This is a genomic window from Streptomyces sp. NBC_01433, assembly GCF_026340105.1.
In the GTDB taxonomy this organism is placed as follows: Bacteria; Actinomycetota; Actinomycetes; order Streptomycetales; family Streptomycetaceae; genus Streptomyces.
Window position 1 is genome coordinate 1736138 of sequence record NZ_JAPEPM010000002.1, and the last position, 13565, is coordinate 1749702.

A 13565-nucleotide genomic window follows, 5' to 3' on the forward strand; every position below is an offset into this window, starting at 1 on the left:
GGCGCGGCGCGCCGACCTCGAAGGGCGCCATGACCGTTTCGTACAAGACCCCCGCGAGCCGTCGCGCCTACGGTCGGAGCATGACTCCACGACTCGACGCGATCGGCATCATCACCGCGGACCTGGCCGCATCGCTCGCCTTCTACCGCCGGCTCGGGCTCGACATCCCGGCCGAGGCGGATTCCGCACCCCATGTCGAGGTGACCCTGCCCGGCGGGCAGCGCCTGCTGTGGGACACCGAGGACGTCATCCGCTCGTTCGACCCGGACCGGCAGCGGCCGGCGGGCGGGGAGCGCCTCGGTCTCGCGTTCCTGTGCGACAGCCCCGAGGAGGTGGACGCGGTGTACGCCGATCTGACCGGCGCCGGACACCAGGGGCATCTGAAGCCCTGGGACGCCGTCTGGGGGCAGCGCTACGCGGTCGTGCTGGACCCGGACGGCTGCGGGGTGTCGCTGTTCGCGGACGCCTCGTAGCCGGTACGGGCGAGATAGCCGCCGAGCGTCGTACCTGCCAGGTTCCGCACCTCCCTCGCGAGGTGTGCCTGGTCGGTGCAGCCCGCGGTGTGCGCGGCCTCGGCGTACGGCGTTCCCGCCCGTACGAGGGCCAGCGCCCGCTGGAGCCGCAGCACCCGGGCCAGCGTCTTGGGCCCGTAGCCGAACGCCGCGAGGGAACGGCGGTGCAGCTGGCGGGCGCCCAGCCCGACCGACCGCGCGGTGGCGGCGACGGATCGCCCCCGCCCCAGCTGTGCGGCGACGGACACCGTCAGCGGGTCGGGCGGTCCGGTGTCGGCGGCCCGGCGCAGGGCGAGGCGTTCCAGCGCCGCCGCGGGGTCGGGGTCCTGGTCGATGTGCTCGGTGAGTCTGCGGACCTCGGCGCCGGGCCAGAGATCGTCGAGGGCGACGCGGCGGTCGCGCAGTTCGTCGGCCGGTACGCCGAGCAGCGCGGGTGCCGTGCCGGGGGCGAAGCGGATCGCCGCGCACCGTCCGCGTTCCGCCGCGGTCACCTCGAACGCGTGGGTGTCGGGTCCCGCGACGCGCAGCCGTCCGGGCGTCCAGATCAGGTCCATGCAGCCGTCCGGGAGGACCGGGCGGGCGGGTCCGGCGGGCCCGTCCCAGGTCCAGACGACCGCGCCGTCGAATTGCGACGCCCACTCCTCGTACCCGTAGCCCATGGTCACGACGCTGACGCGTCGCGCCGGGAGCGCATCCTCACAGGGTGCGGGGCCCATGATTCTCCCCGGTGTCGCCGGGGTCGCCGGGGTCCTTCGGGGCCTCCGCGTCCTTGGGGTCCTTGGGGTCCTTGGGGTCCTTCGCTCCCTTGGGCTCCTTCTCCCAGGTGGCGTGCAGCCGGGACTTCACGTCGTCAGGCGGCAGGAAGCGTGACCAGCGCTCCGGGAACTCCGACGGCATGTACGCGTCGTCGTCATCGTCGTCGTCCCCCTGGTCGTCCCAGAAGGTGGAGCGGGTACGGGCCACGAACTCGGCGGCCTGCGCGGCCCGGACCAGCTCGTTGGCCTCGCGGGCGGCGGCGGTCGCGAGCGAGGGCCACACCCGGTCGATGGCGGCGTTGACCGCGGCACCCACCAGTACCGCGAACGCCGAGATGCCTATCCACAGCAGGACGGCGATGGGTGCGGCCAACGAGCCGTAGATCGTGGGCCCTTCGACCGTGCTGGTCAGGTAGATCCGCAGGAGGAAGCTGCCGACCACCCACATGCCGAGCGCCACGAGCGCTCCGGGTACGTCCTCGATCCACGGCGAGCGCACGGGTACGGACACGTGGTAGAGCGTCGTGAGGAAGGCGATCGTCAGCAGGATGACGAGCGGCCAGTACAGGACGGCGATGACCTCGGTGCCCCAGGGGACGAACTCCACCACCCGGTCGGGGCCGACCACCAGCAGCGGCAGCACCACCGCGCCGAGCAGCAGCGCGACGACGTACAGCAGGAAGGCGAGCAGCCGGGTCTTGACGATGCCGCGCTCGCCGTCGAGTCCGTACATGACGGTGATGGTGTCGATGAAGACGTTCACCGCCCGGGAGCCGGACCACAGGGCGATGGCGAAGCCGATGGAGATGACGTCGGGGCGGGCGCCCGTCGTGACGTCGTCCAGGAGGGGTTTGGCGAAGTCGTTGACTCCCCGCTCGGACAGGACGGTCTGGGCGGCGCTGAGGATGTTGCGCTCGATGGAGGCGACCGTGGTGGTGGTCGTCCACTCGTCGACGTAACCGAGCAGTCCGATCAGTCCGAGGAGCAGCGGCGGCAAGGAAAGCAGGGTGAAGAACGCCGCCTCGGCCGCGAGTCCGAGGATGCGGTACTCGATGCACGAGTTGACGGTGTCCTTGAGCAAGTGCCACGCCATCTGCCGCTTGGATACGTTGCGGTAGAGGACTCGGGCCCGGTGGAGTCGGCCCGGTGGCCGCTCGGGTGTTTCATTTGCTGCCTGCACCTCCTTACCGTATCGGCATGGCAGCCACCACCCACACAGTGACCAATCAGGTTCCGCCGCTGGTCGGCTATGACGTCTTCGCCGCCGACCGCGCCCTCACCGAGGCCGTTGAGCGGCATGTCGCGCCCGAAGTCCTTCCCGAGGCACGGGAGGAACTGGAAGCGCTCGGCCGGGCCGCCGGCTCCGCACAGGCCCAGGAATGGGGTGCGCTGGCGAACGAGAATCCGCCGAAGCTGCGTACCCATGACCGTTACGGGCACCGTATCGACGAAGTGGAGTTCCATCCGTCCTGGCACCGGCTCCTGGGCCACGCGGTCGCGGGCGGCCTCACCGACGCCTGGGGGCGGCCGGCCGGTCATGTCCGGCGCGCGGCCGGGTTCCTGGTCTGGACGCAGGCCGAGGCGGGCCACGGCTGCCCGCTGTCGATGACGCACGCGGCGGTGCCCGCGCTGCGGACCGATCCGGTGCTGGCCGCCGAGTGGGAGCCGCGGCTGACCTCGCATGTGTACGAGCAGGGGCTGCGGCCCGCCGCGCAGAAGGCCGGGGTGCTCTTCGGGATGGGCATGACGGAGAAGCAGGGCGGCACGGACGTGCGGTCCAACACCACGCGGGCCGAGCCGTTGGCGGGTGAGGGCGAGTATCTGCTCACCGGCCACAAGTGGTTCTGTTCCGCGCCGATGGCGGACGGTTTCCTGGTGCTGGCGCAGGCACCGGGCGGGCTGACCTGCTTCCTCGTACCGCGCGTCCTGCCGGACGGAACCCGAAATGTGTTCGGTATCCAGCGCCTCAAGGACAAACTGGGCAATAAGTCCAATGCGTCCGCCGAGGTCGAGTTCGACGGGACGTGGGCGCGCCGGGTCGGCGAGGAGGGCCGCGGGGTGCGCACCATCATCGAGATGGTGGCGGCCACCCGGCTGGACTGCGTGGTCGGTTCGGCCGCGCTGATGCGGCAGGCGGTGGCGCAGGCGATCCACCACACCGCGTACCGCAGCGCGTTCGGCGGCCTGCTGATCGAGAAGCCGCTGATGCGCAACGTCCTGGCCGACCTGACCCTGGAGTCGGAGGCGGCGACGGTCCTCGCGGTACGGCTGGCCGCCGCCTACGACGCGGACACCGAGGAGGAGCGGGCCTTCCTGCGGCTCGCGGTGCCCGCCGCCAAGTACTGGGTGACCAAGCGCTGCACGGCGGTGGTCGGCGAGGCCCTGGAGTGCCTGGGCGGCAATGGGTACGTGGAGGAGTCGGGCATGCCGCGGCTGTTGCGCGAGGCTCCGCTCAACTCGATCTGGGAGGGTTCGGGCAATGTGCAGGCCCTCGACGTCCTGCGGGCGCTCCAGCGCGAGCCACAGGCCCTCAACGCGTTCCTCCAGGAGGTCGGCAGGGCGCGCGGCGCCGACCACCGGCTGGACGCGGCGATCAAGGACCTGCTGACCGAGCTGGCCGATCTGGAGGCGGTGGAGGCGCGGGCCCGGCGGATCGTCGAACGGATCGCGCTGGTGCTCCAGGGTTCGCTGCTGGTGCGCTGGGCGCCGCCGGAGGTCTCCGACGCGTTCTGCGCCTCACGGCTGGGCGGGGACTGGGGTACGGCCTTCGGGACGCTGCCGCACAGTCTGGATCTGGCCTCGGTGGTGGCGCGGGCCCGCCCCGTCGCCCCGTAACCCCGAGGCTCCCGGGAAAAGCTACGGAGGGTGGCGCTGCGCCGACACGGCACCACCCTCCATGCTTGTGCAACACCGGACAACGGGGAAACAGGCCCCGTCCCACGGTGTCCTGTCACTCTCGTACGGGTCTGCGGCACATCACCAGAGTTGCAAAGGGTTGCAACCATTGTGTGGAGTGCGAAGTACGCGGACCCCGGCGGCGTCGGAATGGGGTCCCCTGGGCCTCGGCTTCGGCCTTATTTGGGGAGACACCCATGAGGGACACAGAGCCTGTCGAGGTGGCGCGGCTGACCTCCCGGGACGCCCGGCGGGCCGCCCGGCTGCTGCACACCGCGCGGGAGGCCCGGCTGGCGGGCGACCGTTCCGCGGCCGCGCCGCGTGCGGAGATCGACGCCTCGTGGGACCGGGTGGTGCGCAGCGGGATAGACCCGGGGCAGTCGCCGGAGAGCGAGTTGCTGGACGCGGACGAGATCGAGCACCGGCGCCGGGGGACGGTGCTCGGCGCGGTGCTGCCGGTGCTGCGCGAGGGGCTGGGCTCGATCGCCGAGGCGCAGCAGATCATGGTCGTCACCGATGCCGAGGGCCGGGTGCTGTGGCGCCAGGGCCACATCGCGGTGATGCGCCGGGCCCACGACATCTGTCTGGAGGAGGGCGCCGCCTGGGCGGAGGCGTCGACCGGGACGAACGCGATCGGTACGGCACTCGCCGCCCGCGCTCCCATCCAGGTCCACTCGGCCGAGCACTTCATCCGCGCTCTGCACTCGTGGACCTGCGCGGCGGCCCCGGTCCGTGATCCGCGGGACGGCCGGATCGTGGGGATCGTCGACATCAGCGGCCCGGCGTCCACGTTCCATCCGACGACGCTCGCTCTGGTCGGCTCGGTGGCCAGGCTCGCCGAGGGCGAGATCCGCACGCGGCATCTGGTGGCGATAGAACGGCTGCGCGCGGTGGCGGCGCCGATTCTGTGCCGGCTGGGCGGCCGGGCGCTGGTGGTGGACACCCATGGCCGGCTGGCGGCGGTCACCGGGATGCCGCCGGTGGACCGGCTGCCGATGCCGAAGTCGTTGCGGCCGGGGCGGGTGTGGCTGCCGTCGCTGGGCATGTGCCGGGTGGAGCCGCTGCCCGGTGGCTGGCTGGTGCAGGTGGCGGACGGGTCATCGGACGGGCCGCCGCGCCGGGTGGTGCTCGATCTGAGCCGGCCGCGGGGGCTCACGATCCATGTGGTCAGCCCCGTCGGCACCTGGACGCAGCGGCTGTCGCCGCGGCACGCGGAACTGCTGTACGCGCTGGCGCTGCACCGGGAGGGGCGCACCGCTTCGGAGCTGGCGCTGGACGTCTTCGGCGACCCGACCCGGACGGTGACGGTGCGGGCCGAGATCTCCCGGATGCGGCGCCATCTGGCGGAGGTGCTGGCACACCGCCCGTACCGCTTCGGTGAGGACGTCGAGGTGGAGGTGATCCACCCGGAGCATCCGGGCGATCTGCTGCCGCGCTCGAAGGCTCCGCTGGTGGTCGCGGCGCGGCAGTCGGCCGAGCCGGTCCAGGCGGTCTGAGCGCGGGGCGGTTCCGGGCGCGGGGCCGGTCCGGGCGCGGGGCCGGCGTCCGAGTCGCGGGGCCGGCGTCCGAGTCGCGGGCCCGGCGTCCGGGTCGTGGGCCCGCTTTGGGCCGGAACCGCCCTTCGTGGTTTTCTGGCGGCCATGAGCAACGCCACGCACCCCGATGCCCTCACCAACGAAGTGACCGTCTGGTCGCTGGAACAGACCTCGCCCGACGACCTGCGGCCCGCCGTCGCACCGGGGGGTGATCTGCGGATCGTACGGGCGGCGGTGCCGCTGCCCGAGTTCAGCCGGTTCCTCTACACCGCGGTCGGCGGTGACATCCAGTGGACCGACCGGCTCGGGATGACGTACGCGCAGTGGCAGGAGGCCCTGGACCGTCCCGGGGCCGAGACCTGGGTGGCGTACGAGAACGGGACCCCGGCCGGTTACATCGAGCTGGACCCGCAGGACGACGGCGTGGTCGAGATCATGTACTTCGGGCTGATCCCGGCGTTCCGGGGCCGTCGCATCGGTGGCCATCTGCTCTCGTACGGGGTGGCCCGCGCCTGGGACCTGGCCGAGCGCTGGCCGGAGCGGACTGCGACGAAGCGGGTGTGGCTGCACACCTGTTCCAAGGACGGTCCGCACGCGATGGACAACTATCTGCGGCGCGGCTTCCGGCTGTTCGACACGAAGACCGAGCAGGAGCCGGAGGTGGCGTCGCCGGGCCCATGGCCGGGGGCGCACGCTTCCTGAAAGCGTGACGCGCGACACAGCGTCTCACCTGTCGGGACCATCTCGTCCACATGACGGATAGTGGTGGACTGGCCCGAGATGCGCGTGACACGCTTCCGCCATGTCTGGATCTGGGATTGCCTTGGTGAGTCGACGTCACGTCGACCTCTGCCGCATGTCCAGCGCCATCTGTCCGGCGGGCTGAGAGTCCCAGCACCGCCGCGATTCCCTTACCTCTGCAACCCCCCGCGCACCGCCGCGCCTCAGCGCGAGTGTGCCGTTCAGAGCCGCCCTCCTGCAGTCCCGAAGGACGTATTGTCATGGCCGCCACCCCTGAACAGCCTGCGCCCGCCACGCCCCGCCGCAAGGCCGGACGCCACCGTGGCGAAGGCCAGTGGGCGATGGGTCACCACACCCCGCTCAACGGGAACGAGCAGTTCAAGAAGGACGACGACAGTCTCAACGTACGGACACGTATTGAGACGATCTACTCCAAGCGCGGCTTCGACTCGATCGACCCGAACGACCTTCGTGGACGTATGCGCTGGTGGGGGCTCTACACCCAGCGCAAGCCCGGCATCGACGGCGGCAAGACCGCCATCCTGGAGCCGGAGGAGCTGGACGACCGCTACTTCATGATGCGCGTCCGCATCGACGGCGGCCGGCTCACCACCGCGCAGCTGCGCGCCATCGGCGAGATCTCGCAGGACTACGCACGCGGCACCGCCGACATCACCGACCGGCAGAACATCCAGCTGCACTGGATCCGCATCGAGGACGTCCCGGCGATCTGGCAGAAGCTGGAGGCCGTCGGGCTCTCCACCACCGAGGCGTGCGGCGACTGCCCCCGCGTGATCATCGGCTCCCCGGTGGCGGGCATCGCCGCCGACGAGATCATCGACGGCACGCCCGCGGTCGACGAGATCCACGAGCGCTACATCGGCAGCAAGGAATTCTCCAACCTGCCCCGCAAGTTCAAGACCGCGATCTCCGGTTCGCCGGTGCAGGACGTGGTGCACGAGATCAACGACATCGCGTTCGTCGGCGTCGACCACCCGGAGCACGGCCCCGGCTTCGACGTCTGGGTCGGCGGCGGTCTCTCCACCAACCCGCGGTTCGCCGAGCGCCTCGGCGCCTGGGTGCCGCTGGACGAGGTGCCCGATGTCTGGGCCGGTGTCATCGGGATCTTCCGCGACTACGGCTACCGGCGGCTGCGCACCCGGGCCCGGCTGAAGTTCCTGATGGCCGACTGGGGGCCCGCCAAGTTCCGTCAGGTGCTGGAGGACGAGTACCTCAAGCGCCCGCTGATCGACGGCCCCGCGCCCGAACAGCCCAGCTCCCGCTGGCGCGACCACATCGGTGTCCACCAGCAGCGGGACGGCCGGTTCTACGTCGGTTTCGCCCCCAGGGTCGGCCGGGTGGACGGCTCCACACTGGCCAAGATCGCCGATCTGGCCGCGGCCCACGGCTCGGACCGGCTGCGGACCACCGTCGAGCAGAAGATGATCATCCTCGATGTGGAGCAGGAGCACATCGAGTCGCTGACCGCCGGTCTGGAGGCACTGGACTTCCAGGTGAAGCCCTCCCCGTTCCGGCGCGGCACGATGGCCTGCACCGGGATCGAGTTCTGCAAGCTGGCGATCGTAGAGACGAAGGCGCGCGGCGCCTCGCTCATCGACGAACTGGAGCGCCGCCTGCCGGAGTTCGAGGAGCCGCTCACCATCAACATCAACGGCTGCCCCAACGCCTGCGCCCGCATCCAGACCGCGGACATCGGCCTCAAGGGCCAGTTGATGCTCGACAGCACGGGCAACCAGGTGGAGGGCTACCAGGTGCACCTCGGCGGCGCGCTCGGACTGGAGGCCGGGTTCGGCCGCAAGGTCCGCGGCCTGAAGGTCACTTCGGCCGAACTGCCCGACTACGTCGAGCGGGTGCTCGGCCGTTTCCAGGAGGAGCGCGAGGACGGCGAGCGCTTCGCGACCTGGGCGGCACGGGCCAGTGCGGAGTCGCTGTCATGAGCGAGCGAGCCGCGCCGTTCTACTGCCCGTACTGCGGCGACGAGGATCTGCGCCCGCACGAGACCGGGCACGGCGCCTGGGAATGTGCTTCCTGCAATCGCGCGTTCCAGCTCAAGTTCCTGGGTCTGCTGACCCGCGGGCTTCAGCGCAACGACGGGGAAGGGGACGGGATATGACGGGCACTCTGCTGACCGGCGAACTCACCGACCAGGAGCTGAGGGAGCTGGCCGAACGGGCCGGCCGCGAGCTGGAGGACGCCTCGGCGTCCGACATCCTGAAGTGGGCCACCGACACCTTCGGCCCGCGTTTTTGCGTCACCTCCTCCATGGAGGACGCCGTCGTCGCGCACCTCGCCTCCCGGGTACTGCCCGGCGTGGACGTGGTGTTCCTCGACACCGGTTACCACTTCCCGGAGACCATCGGCACCCGGGACGCGGTGGAGGCGGTGATGGACGTCAACGTCATCACGCTGACCCCGCGGCGGAGCGTGGCCGAGCAGGACGCGGAACACGGGCCGAAGCTGCACGACCGCGACCCCGACCTGTGCTGCGCCCTGCGCAAGGTCAAGCCTCTTGAGGACGGCCTCACGTCGTACACCGCCTGGGCGACCGGGCTGCGCCGCGACGAGTCCCCCACCCGGGCGAACACCCCGGTCGTCGGCTGGGACGAGAAGCGCCGCAAGGTCAAGGTCTCGCCGATCGCGCGCTGGACCCAGGACGACGTGGACGCGTACGTGGCGGAACACGGTGTGCTCACCAACCCGCTGCTGATGGACGGATACGCCTCCGTGGGCTGCGCGCCCTGCACCCGCCGGGTGCTGGAGGGCGAGGACGCGCGGGCCGGCCGCTGGGCCGGGCGGGGCAAGACCGAGTGCGGGCTGCACGGCTGATGACGACTGATCAGGAGACTTCGATGAGCGTGACGGAGACGGGAGCCACCATCTGGCTGACCGGTCTGCCGAGCGCGGGCAAGACCACCATCGCGTACGAACTGGCGGGCCGGCTCAGGAGCGAGGGCCACCGGGTCGAGGTGCTCGACGGCGACGAGATCCGGGAGTTCCTCTCCGCGGGGCTCGGCTTCTCCCGCGAGGACCGGCACACCAACGTCCAGCGGATCGGCTTCGTCGCCGAGCTGCTGGCGGCCAACGGCGTGAAGGTGCTGGTCCCGGTCATCGCGCCCTTCGCGGACAGCCGGGAAGCGGTCCGCAAGCGGCACGGGAGCGAGGGCACCACGTACCTGGAGGTACATGTCGCCACTCCCGTCGAGGTGTGCTCCGTACGTGATGTGAAGGGGCTGTACGCCAAGCAGGCGGCGGGCGAGATCAGTGGGCTCACCGGGGTGGACGACCCCTACGAGGCACCCGAGTCGCCGGATCTGCGGATCGAATCGCACCAGCAGACCGTGCAGGAGTCCGCAGCGGCGCTCCGCGCGCTGCTCACCGAGAGGGGACTGGCGTGAGCACCGTCGCCACCGTGCCGGAAGGCACCGTCAATCCGTACGCGCTGAGCCACCTGGACTCCCTGGAGTCCGAGGCGGTGCACATCTTCCGTGAGGTGGCGGGAGAGTTCGAGCGGCCGGTGATCCTGTTCTCCGGCGGCAAGGACTCGATCCTGATGCTGCACCTGGCGCTGAAGGCGTTCGCGCCCGCGCCGGTGCCGTTCACGCTGCTGCACGTGGACACCGGGCACAACTTCCCCGAGGTCCTTGAGTACCGCGACCGCACCGTCGAGAAGTACGGACTGCGGCTGCACGTGGCCTCCGTACAGGAGTACATCGACGCCGGGAAGCTCCGCGAGCGCCCCGACGGCACCCGCAACCCGCTCCAGACCGTGCCGCTGACCGAGGCGATCCAGCAGCACCGCTTCGACGCCGTGTTCGGCGGCGGCCGCCGCGACGAGGAGAAGGCGCGCGCCAAGGAGCGGGTCTTCTCGCTGCGCGACGAGTTCTCCCAGTGGGACCCGCGCCGCCAGCGCCCCGAGCTGTGGCAGCTCTACAACGGCCGGCACGCCGCGGGTGAGCACGTCCGGGTCTTCCCGATCTCCAACTGGACCGAGCTGGACGTCTGGCAGTACATCGAGCGCGAGTCCATCGAGCTCCCGGAGATCTATTTCGCCCATGAGCGCGAGGTCTTCAACCGCGACGGCATGTGGCTGACGGCGGGCGGATGGGGCGGTCCGAAGGAGCACGAGCGGACCGAGACCCGCCTGGTGCGCTACCGCACGGTCGGTGACATGTCCTGCACCGGTGCCGTCGACTCCGACGCCACCACGCTGGACTCGGTGATCACCGAGATCGCCGCGTCCCGGCTCACCGAACGGGGCGCGACCCGCGCCGACGACAAGATGTCCGAGGCCGCGATGGAAGACCGTAAGCGCGAGGGGTACTTCTAAATGACCGGCATCAGCACCACCACCGAGCAGTTGTCGGCCACCACCCTGCTGCGGTTCGCCACCGCAGGGTCCGTCGACGACGGCAAGTCCACCCTCGTGGGGCGTCTTCTGCACGACTCCAAGTCGGTCCTCACCGACCAGCTGGAGGCCGTCGCGCACGCGTCGCGCAACCGGGGTCAGGAGACGCCGGACCTGGCGCTGCTGACCGATGGGCTGCGGGCCGAGCGCGAGCAGGGCATCACCATCGATGTCGCCTACCGCTACTTCGCCACCACCCGGCGCCGCTTCATCCTCGCCGACACCCCGGGCCATGTGCAGTACACCCGCAACATGGTGACGGGCGCCTCGACCGCCGAGCTGGCCGTCGTCCTGGTCGACGCGCGCAACGGTGTCGTCGAGCAGACCCGCAGGCACGCCGCCGTCGCCGCGCTGCTGCGCGTCCCGCATGTGGTGCTCGCCGTCAACAAGATGGACCTGGTCGAGTACGCGGAGCCGGTGTTCGCCGCGATCGCCGAGGAGTTCACCGCGTACGCCGCCTCGCTCGGCGTCCCGGAGATCACCGCGATCCCGATCTCCGCCCTGGCCGGGGACAACGTGGTGGAGCCGTCGGCCAACATGGACTGGTACGGCGGCCCGACCGTGCTGGAGCACCTGGAGACCGTGCCGGTCAGCCACGACCTCACCGCGTGCCACGCCCGCTTCCCGGTGCAGTACGTCATCCGGCCGCAGACGGCGGAGCACCCCGACTACCGGGGCTACGCGGGCCAGATCGCCGCCGGTGCGTTCCGGGTCGGCGAGAGCGTCACCGTACTGCCCTCCGGGCGTACGTCGACGATCGCCGGGATCGACGCGCTCGGCGAGAGCGTCGACATCGCGTGGGCGCCCCAGTCGGTGACCATCCGGCTGGCCGACGACATCGACGTCTCGCGCGGTGATCTGCTCGCGCCGGCCGACGACGCGCCGACGGTCACGAGGGACGTCGAGGCGACCGTCTGCCATGTGGCCGACCAGCCGCTCTCGGTGGGCCAGCGGGTGCTGCTCAAGCACACCACCCGCACGGTGAAGGCGATCGTCCAGGACATCCCGTCCCGGCTGACCCTGGACGACCTCTCCCAGCACCCGGCCCCGGGCCGGCTGGTCGCCAACGACATCGGCCGCGTCGTCGTGCGCACCGCCGAGCCGCTCGCGCTCGACGCGTACGCGGACTCCCGGCGCACCGGCTCGTTCCTCCTGATCGACCCGGCGGACGGCACCACGCTCTCGGCCGGCATGGCGGGCGCCTCGTTCGCCGCGGTCGCGGAGCCCGCCGCCGGCGAGGGCCCCGCGAACGACGAAGCGGAATGGGACTTCTGATGGGTATCGACGTCTTCTCGACCTTCGCGAAGGAGGGCGGCCGCGTCGGCAGCGGCGCCCTCGGCAGCGGCCAGGGAGGGGTCGGGCGATGTGCGTGATGACGTACGCGCACTGCCTGCGCGCCCGCCTGCCCCAACCGCACCGCCCGCTCGACCCGTATCGCCAGTTCAGACGAAGAACCGCCGACCTCCCGGCCGCCTCCCCCGACTTCCGGGGGACGTGAGCACCGGGCCTACGAGAGGAAAACCTCCCGTGCCTGCCGCACGTACCACCGTCTCCCGCGGCCTCGCCGCTGTCGCCGCCCTGCCGCTGCTCGCCGTGGCGCTCACCTCCTGCGGCTACGGTTCCGAGTCGAAGGACGACGACGCCAAGAAGGCGAACGTCTCCGCCGGTGGCAAGAAGCTCTCCGCGGACACCGTGAAGATCGGCTACTTCCCGAACCTCACGCACGCGACCGCCCTGGTCGGTATCCAGGAAGGCACCATCCAGAAGGAGCTCGGCGGTACGAAGGTCGTGCCCTCGACGTTCAACGCGGGCCCGTCCGAGATCGAGGCGCTCAACGCGGGATCGATCGACATCGGCTTCATCGGCCCCTCCCCCTCGATCAACGGCTACGCCAAGTCCCAGGGCAAGGGCCTGCGGATCATCGGCGGTTCGGCCTCCGGCGGGGTGAAGCTGGTCGTCAACCCGAAGAAGATCAAGACCCTTGACGACCTCAAGGGCAAGAAGATCGCCACCCCGCAGCTCGGCAACACGCAGGACGTGGCGTTCCTCAACTGGATATCCGAGAAGGGCTGGAAGGTCGACGCCCAGAGCGGCAAGGGCGACGTCTCCGTGGTCCGCTCGGACAACAAGGTGACGCCGGACGCCTACAAGTCCGGTTCACTGGACGGCGCCTGGGTACCGGAGCCGACCGCGTCCAAGCTGGTCTCCGAGGGCGCGAAGGTGCTGCTCGACGAGTCGACGCTGTGGCCCGACGACAAGTTCGTGATCACGAACATCATCGTGTCGCAGAAGTTCCTCAGCGAGCACCCCGATGTCGTCGAGGCGGTACTGCGCGGCTCGGTGAACACCAACAAGTGGATCAACGCCAATCCGGACCTGGCCAAGGCGTCCGCGAACAAGGCGCTGGAGTCCCTGAGCGGCAAGCCGCTGGCTCCCGAGATCCTCGACCCGGCGTGGAAGTCCATCCAGATCACCAATGACCCGCTGGCGGCGACGCTCGACGCGCAGGCGGAGCACGCGGTGAAGGCGGGCCTGCTGGAGAAGCCGGACCTCAACGGCATCTACGACCTGGGGCCGCTGAACAGGATCCTCAAGGCCGAGGGGCAGCCCGCGGTCAGTGACGCCGGTCTCGGCGTCAAGTAGCCCGCCCGCCCATCCGTATCAGGACTGCCGGGATCCGCAGGATTCCCAGGAGGTGACG

At 70.7% G+C, this 13565-nt stretch carries 14 protein-coding genes; 12 read left to right on the plus strand and 2 right to left on the minus strand.

Going from position 1 to position 13565, the window contains the following annotated elements; all coding sequences use genetic code 11:
• The first annotated feature begins 29 nt into the window (after positions 1 to 29).
• Positions 30 to 473: a VOC family protein gene (locus OG413_RS35195; protein WP_266812635.1), complete on the plus strand. Its 444-nt coding sequence runs from the start codon at positions 30 to 32 to the stop codon at positions 471 to 473.
• On the opposite strand, the gene OG413_RS35200 is transcribed toward OG413_RS35195, so the two are convergent.
• Both OG413_RS35200 and OG413_RS35205 read right to left on the minus strand, forming a co-directional pair.
• Positions 413 to 1171 (minus strand): DUF6597 domain-containing transcriptional factor, encoded by a 759-nt coding sequence (locus tag OG413_RS35200; protein ID WP_266813289.1) that lies wholly within the window; start codon positions 1169 to 1171, stop codon positions 413 to 415. The two genes, OG413_RS35195 and OG413_RS35200, sit on opposite strands and share 61 nt — an antisense overlap.
• A 37-nt stretch (positions 1172 to 1208) precedes the next feature.
• Positions 1209 to 2360: a YihY/virulence factor BrkB family protein gene (locus OG413_RS35205; protein WP_266812636.1), complete on the minus strand. Its 1152-nt coding sequence runs from the start codon at positions 2358 to 2360 to the stop codon at positions 1209 to 1211.
• 104 nt (positions 2361 to 2464) lie between these two features.
• On the opposite strand from OG413_RS35205, the gene OG413_RS35210 reads away from it, so the two are divergent.
• From OG413_RS35210 to OG413_RS35255, 11 genes are all read left to right on the plus strand, one after another.
• Positions 2465 to 4102: an acyl-CoA dehydrogenase family protein gene (locus tag OG413_RS35210; RefSeq protein WP_266812638.1), complete on the plus strand. Its 1638-nt coding sequence runs from the start codon at positions 2465 to 2467 to the stop codon at positions 4100 to 4102.
• Positions 4103 to 4359: 257 nt separating this feature from the next.
• Positions 4360 to 5658, plus strand: coding sequence for a GAF domain-containing protein (locus OG413_RS35215; protein ID WP_266812640.1), 1299 nt, complete (start codon positions 4360 to 4362; stop codon positions 5656 to 5658).
• 144 nt (positions 5659 to 5802) lie between these two features.
• Complete coding sequence (locus tag OG413_RS35220; protein WP_266812642.1) at positions 5803 to 6399, plus strand: GNAT family N-acetyltransferase; 597 nt, start codon at positions 5803 to 5805, stop codon at positions 6397 to 6399.
• A gap of 100 nt (positions 6400 to 6499) precedes the next feature.
• Complete coding sequence (locus OG413_RS46995; RefSeq protein WP_323137987.1) at positions 6500 to 6583, plus strand: putative leader peptide; 84 nt, start codon at positions 6500 to 6502, stop codon at positions 6581 to 6583.
• A 115-nt stretch (positions 6584 to 6698) separates the two neighbouring features.
• The gene (locus tag OG413_RS35225; RefSeq protein WP_266812644.1) at positions 6699 to 8396 is read left to right on the plus strand and encodes a nitrite/sulfite reductase; all 1698 of its coding nucleotides are present in this window, start codon (positions 6699 to 6701) and stop codon (positions 8394 to 8396) included.
• Positions 8393 to 8572, plus strand: a complete 180-nt coding sequence (locus OG413_RS35230) for a hypothetical protein (protein WP_073719163.1) — start codon at positions 8393 to 8395, stop codon at positions 8570 to 8572. The genes OG413_RS35225 and OG413_RS35230 overlap by 4 nt, the downstream gene beginning before the upstream one ends.
• Entirely contained in the window at positions 8569 to 9285 is a 717-nt protein-coding gene (locus tag OG413_RS35235; RefSeq protein WP_266812646.1) for a phosphoadenylyl-sulfate reductase, read from the plus strand. The genes OG413_RS35230 and OG413_RS35235 overlap by 4 nt, the downstream gene beginning before the upstream one ends.
• A complete protein-coding gene (gene cysC / locus OG413_RS35240; RefSeq protein WP_073719161.1) occupies positions 9285 to 9854 on the plus strand; it encodes an adenylyl-sulfate kinase in 570 nt (189 codons plus the stop codon). Before OG413_RS35235 ends, cysC begins: the two co-directional genes overlap by 1 nt.
• A complete protein-coding gene (gene cysD / locus OG413_RS35245) occupies positions 9851 to 10786 on the plus strand; it encodes a sulfate adenylyltransferase subunit CysD (RefSeq protein ID WP_266812647.1) in 936 nt (311 codons plus the stop codon). Before cysC ends, cysD begins: the two co-directional genes overlap by 4 nt.
• A gap of 9 nt (positions 10787 to 10795) precedes the next feature.
• On the plus strand, positions 10796 to 12139 hold the full coding sequence (locus OG413_RS35250) for a sulfate adenylyltransferase subunit 1 (RefSeq protein WP_266813291.1): 1344 nt from the start codon (positions 10796 to 10798) through the stop codon (positions 12137 to 12139).
• A gap of 252 nt (positions 12140 to 12391) precedes the next feature.
• Positions 12392 to 13507 (plus strand): aliphatic sulfonate ABC transporter substrate-binding protein, encoded by a 1116-nt coding sequence (locus tag OG413_RS35255; RefSeq protein WP_266812648.1) that lies wholly within the window; start codon positions 12392 to 12394, stop codon positions 13505 to 13507.
• Positions 13508 to 13565: the final 58 nt, after the last annotated feature.

Bases quoted from the DNA above. Each gene is read 5' to 3' on its own strand.
- OG413_RS35195 (WP_266812635.1), top strand. From the start codon at position 30: ATGACCGTTTCGTACAAGACCCCCGCGAGCCGTCGCGCCTACGGTCGG.
- OG413_RS35200 (WP_266813289.1), bottom strand. From the start codon at position 1,171: ATGGGCTACGGGTACGAGGAGTGGGCGTCGCAATTCGACGGCGCGGTC.
- OG413_RS35205 (WP_266812636.1), bottom strand. From the start codon at position 2,360: ATGGCGTGGCACTTGCTCAAGGACACCGTCAACTCGTGCATCGAGTAC.
- OG413_RS35210 (WP_266812638.1), top strand. From the start codon at position 2,465: ATGGCAGCCACCACCCACACAGTGACCAATCAGGTTCCGCCGCTGGTC.
- OG413_RS35215 (WP_266812640.1), top strand. From the start codon at position 4,360: ATGAGGGACACAGAGCCTGTCGAGGTGGCGCGGCTGACCTCCCGGGAC.
- OG413_RS35220 (WP_266812642.1), top strand. From the start codon at position 5,803: ATGAGCAACGCCACGCACCCCGATGCCCTCACCAACGAAGTGACCGTC.
- OG413_RS46995 (WP_323137987.1), top strand. From the start codon at position 6,500: ATGTCTGGATCTGGGATTGCCTTGGTGAGTCGACGTCACGTCGACCTC.
- OG413_RS35225 (WP_266812644.1), top strand. From the start codon at position 6,699: ATGGCCGCCACCCCTGAACAGCCTGCGCCCGCCACGCCCCGCCGCAAG.
- OG413_RS35230 (WP_073719163.1), top strand. From the start codon at position 8,393: ATGAGCGAGCGAGCCGCGCCGTTCTACTGCCCGTACTGCGGCGACGAG.
- OG413_RS35235 (WP_266812646.1), top strand. From the start codon at position 8,569: ATGACGGGCACTCTGCTGACCGGCGAACTCACCGACCAGGAGCTGAGG.
- cysC (WP_073719161.1), top strand. From the start codon at position 9,285: ATGACGACTGATCAGGAGACTTCGATGAGCGTGACGGAGACGGGAGCC.